We start from the raw sequence: 3,933 nt of genomic DNA, 5'->3' as shown, positions 1-3,933 counted from the left end.
AATTTATTTTTAAAATTCGAAAACAACACGCATTGTACCTTACCAATTATGTTTTCCTCAGGTAAAAAGCCCCATGCTCTAGAATCTGCAGTTGCTTTTCTATTATCCCATCATAAAATAATAGTTCTTCTTAAAAGTATAAGTTGAAGCTATTTTGCCGTCAACATAAACCTTACCGTCAACATATTTTAAATTCGCATCTTCAAATTTATTAATGGTTTGTTTATACAATAAGTAATTGTCGTTGTTTAAATCAATTTGTAATCCTTTTTTGGGAATGACAAATGGCCCCATGTTATCATAGGTCCAATTTTTGTTAGGTAATTTTGCCAGCAACTTCCTGTCTGGCTTAAAAGTATCTAAAATTAATTGGAAATTCTCAACGCTTTTTAAATTTTTAATGATATCTACCTCGTTTTGAGCTAATCTAGACTTTAAAACATGTTTTTCACCACTTTTAATAAAATTAACATGGTTTAAGCCTAAAGAATTTAATGTATTCCGAAATGTCTTTTTATCCTTTATTTCAAACTTATATTTATGTTTTTCAGTATTAACCTTAAAGACTTCCCCGTTAATATAAACAATACCATTTTCAATACGCAAAGTATCACCAGCTATAGCAACACAGCGTTTTACTAAAACAAAATCTTTTTCCCAAAGGGAGTTAAAAACAATAACATCACCTTGTTTAATAGAGGCTGTGCCAGATAATCTTTTGTAAGGCCACCAATACTCTTTAATGCGTTTTTTTGCATTTTCATTGAAATAGCACGCTATGTTTACAAAGGGAATATCAAAAGGTGAACGTGATAATCTTGGTCCGTATTTTAGTTTATTTACTAGAATTACATCATTAGGAAACAAAGCATTTTTCATGGAAGAGCTTGGTACTCTGAAAATATCAAAAGTAAATAACTTTATACTTATTGTAACAAAAAGGATTACTATAAAAATATAGATATTTTTTATTGTTCTCTTTAATACGACCAGTTTTAATTTTGAAAGTAATCTAAATGTTACAAAATTAATTATTGAGAATAAAGCAAGACCAAGTGATAACCAAAACAACCCTTTAATTGTCAAAATAAAAACAGCAATTAGTAAGACTATTACCCTTTTATTCATTAGGCTAAAGAGTTATTGATCTGAATTATTACTGAGAAAATTTTTAGAAGTGTTTATTAAATAACTTTCAGTTAATTTTGGTATTTCTTTATGAGGGATAAAAAAATTAGTAATTCTTAAAGTTGAATCAATACAAAAATAAAAAGGTCTATTAAGTTTTTCTGCTGGGATATTTAAACCACTATCTGGTAACAAATACATCTCAATATCAACTAACCCTTTTTTTTGGAACTCTTTGTAGAAGATATAGAAATCTCTCTTGTTTTGATAATAAGCAATTAAAAAAACATCTTTTCCTAATTTATTTTTATTTTTTAATAAAGCATTAATTTCTGATTCTACACACTCTTCACAATTAAATTCCGAATATATTAATACTATTTTTTTGCTTTTAAATATATCTTTAGCTAAAATCAAATTTTCTTCAACATCAAGAAATTTAGTTTCTTCATTCAATACTAAATTTTCATTTTCTCTTTCATTTATAAATTTTTCATCAAAAGTTACAATACTTTGTTTGTATTTATTTAAAATTGGGTTAATCTCACTAACTGTTTTCTTATATAAATTAAGCTTATAAATTAGAGCACCATTCAAGATTAATAGAAAACCTATAACGATTAAACATTTTAAATTTTTCATCTTTTTATTTTAATTTTGGCTTTTGTTAGGTCTTAAAAAATCTTCATTCTTTAAATGAATAAACAATTAATAAAGGGTTATCATTATGAGATACTTTTTTATCCAACTCTTTAAGATAGGCAGGCATTCTTTTCCAAGGTTTTATCTCTTTTTTGTAAGTATCCATTTGATTTTTAAACTGTATTGCGGGATAAATAGAAATGATTTTATTATCATCTCCGTCATGAGCAAAATAATTATAGAATGGAATCTGATCGCTATCATTTATAAATAACCTGAAAGCGTTTGATTTTTTTAAAACCTTGGAGTAAATTACTATCATGTTATTATAGAAGTTGAATGTAACGTAATCTTTATTTTCTCTAAAATTGGATATTCCAAAACCATAATTATTTTCCTTAACATAATTATAAAGACCTTTATAGTCTTTATCTAGTTTATTAATAATAGCATTTGGCATTTGCCCCTTACCAAAATCTATATTGTATTTAGCAAAAAAACCGTCTTCATTATATTCGTATATAGTTTCTAAATATGGAAAACTTATATGGATATTTTCATTTTTTGTTATACTTGGATTAAGCATACCTAATTTACTAAAAAACTTATCTTTTTCATTGCTAGTTAAAAACCCTTTCTTTTTATCTCTCTTAAGATCATATTCAATTAGTTTATTCTTTCTTTTTATATTTTTAGTCATAAATAAAAGCTTATTGTTTGTAAAGGACATATTAAAATATAAATCATCAACTTTTTTTTCTTTTATTAATTGTCCTTTGGGGGTATAAGTAAGAAGTTTATAGGGTCTATCTGTATATAGAATAATATGATTTTCTTTTTCATCGATTGTAAAATCCATCAGACTTATATACTCTCCGGGACCTTTTCCTATATTTTGTATTTTATTTAAAAACTTTCCCTTGTTGTTAAAAATATAAACACCATTTGATTTCTTGTCTAATATAAAAAACTTATTATCATACAAACTCATCCTGTCTATATTATGAAAAATAGAATGTTCATTAGTTTCAAGAGATATAACCTTTGATGAAGAAAAATAATCTTTAAAATTACCCCTAGGGTATTTCTTTTTAACATCAACCTTTATATTTTCTATATTTTTTTCTAATTCATTTGTATCTTTACAAGAACTAAAGGATATGAATATTAAAACAATTATACGAAGTAAGATATTTTTCATTAAAGTTATATTTAATTAATAAAATCTTCTCAAACACTTAGGTGAATGCTTAAGAAGATCTTTAGAATTTACTAATCACATGAATCGTCGCAATCATATTCTGGGTCTGTCCCTGTACAACTTACTTTTCCTTTCCCTACACAACTTGTCCATGCAGAAACCGAACAAGTATACGTGCACTCTTCACCATCCTTCATAACTGTAACATCCACTGTTGTAGCTGGATGAGACATTGCCCCCTCATAACCACCAGATCCTCCTGATTCAGCATTAGCGGTAGATAATGATACTAATGATGTTAAATCCATATTTGCATCATTATCAATAATTAAAGGTGCATTAAAAAACATTACTATTGATAAAATTCCTACACTTAAAATTCCTGTTATTTTTTTCATTTTAAAAATTTTTTATTAATTTTTTATTTAAGATTTCTCAAAAGTCTTAAAGGAAACACTACTTTTGAATAATGTTATACAACGCTTTTACAGAAGCGCTATATAGCCTAAAAATTAAAGACTTCCTCTGGGTGTTAATCATATTTATGTCATTGGCATGAAATTTTAGTTAAACAATTTGTGATTATATTTTTTAACATAAATGCTCAGAGGTTTATTATTTTTATTGATTTCTCAAATTTAAAACCTCACAGGGACAAATTCTGACACTTTGCTATTTTTTTAGAAGATATTTACTACTTTTTCTGCAATACATCATGGTTTTACCTTCATTTCTGTGGTTTATTATCGAAATAAAATTAAATATTAAATTACAGGTTTGAAAAGTCTATCCCATTGAAATTCATTTTTAAAATTCGAAAACAACACGCATTGTACCTTACCAATTATGTTTTCCTCAGGTAAAAAGCCCCATGCTCTAGAATCTGCAGTTGCTTTTCTATTATCACCCATCATAAAATAATAGTTCTTCTTAAAAGTATAAGTTGAAGCTATTTTGCCGTC

General features: G+C 26.4%; 5 protein-coding genes and 1 pseudogene. All 6 read right to left on the bottom strand.

Features of this window, described 5'->3' with window-relative positions:
• Positions 1-68, bottom strand: a pseudogene (locus FQU21_RS17890) (hypothetical protein); the annotation flags it as partial.
• Positions 69-102: 34 nt separating this feature from the next.
• The gene (gene lepB, locus FQU21_RS17075) at positions 103-1,128 is read right to left on the bottom strand and encodes a signal peptidase I (protein ID WP_147679218.1); all 1,026 of its coding nucleotides are present in this window, start codon (positions 1,126-1,128) and stop codon (positions 103-105) included.
• Positions 1,129-1,140: 12 nt separating this feature from the next.
• Positions 1,141-1,770 (bottom strand): hypothetical protein, encoded by a 630-nt coding sequence (locus tag FQU21_RS17070; protein ID WP_147679217.1) that lies wholly within the window; start codon positions 1,768-1,770, stop codon positions 1,141-1,143.
• A gap of 43 nt (positions 1,771-1,813) precedes the next feature.
• Positions 1,814-2,971: a 6-bladed beta-propeller gene (locus FQU21_RS17065; protein WP_147679216.1), complete on the bottom strand. Its 1,158-nt coding sequence runs from the start codon at positions 2,969-2,971 to the stop codon at positions 1,814-1,816.
• Positions 2,972-3,042: 71 nt separating this feature from the next.
• Positions 3,043-3,321: a hypothetical protein gene (locus tag FQU21_RS17060; RefSeq protein ID WP_147679215.1), complete on the bottom strand. Its 279-nt coding sequence runs from the start codon at positions 3,319-3,321 to the stop codon at positions 3,043-3,045.
• Between the two features lie 414 nt (positions 3,322-3,735).
• Positions 3,736-3,933 (bottom strand): S26 family signal peptidase (locus FQU21_RS17505; RefSeq protein ID WP_222708020.1); only part of this gene is annotated, 198 nt, incomplete at its 5' end.

Source organism: Algibacter pacificus, assembly GCF_008033385.1.
In the GTDB taxonomy this organism is placed as follows: Bacteria; Bacteroidota; Bacteroidia; order Flavobacteriales; family Flavobacteriaceae; genus Algibacter; species Algibacter pacificus.
Note: the sequence above shows the minus strand (reverse complement) of the source record. Positions and strands in the feature narration are given on the sequence as shown.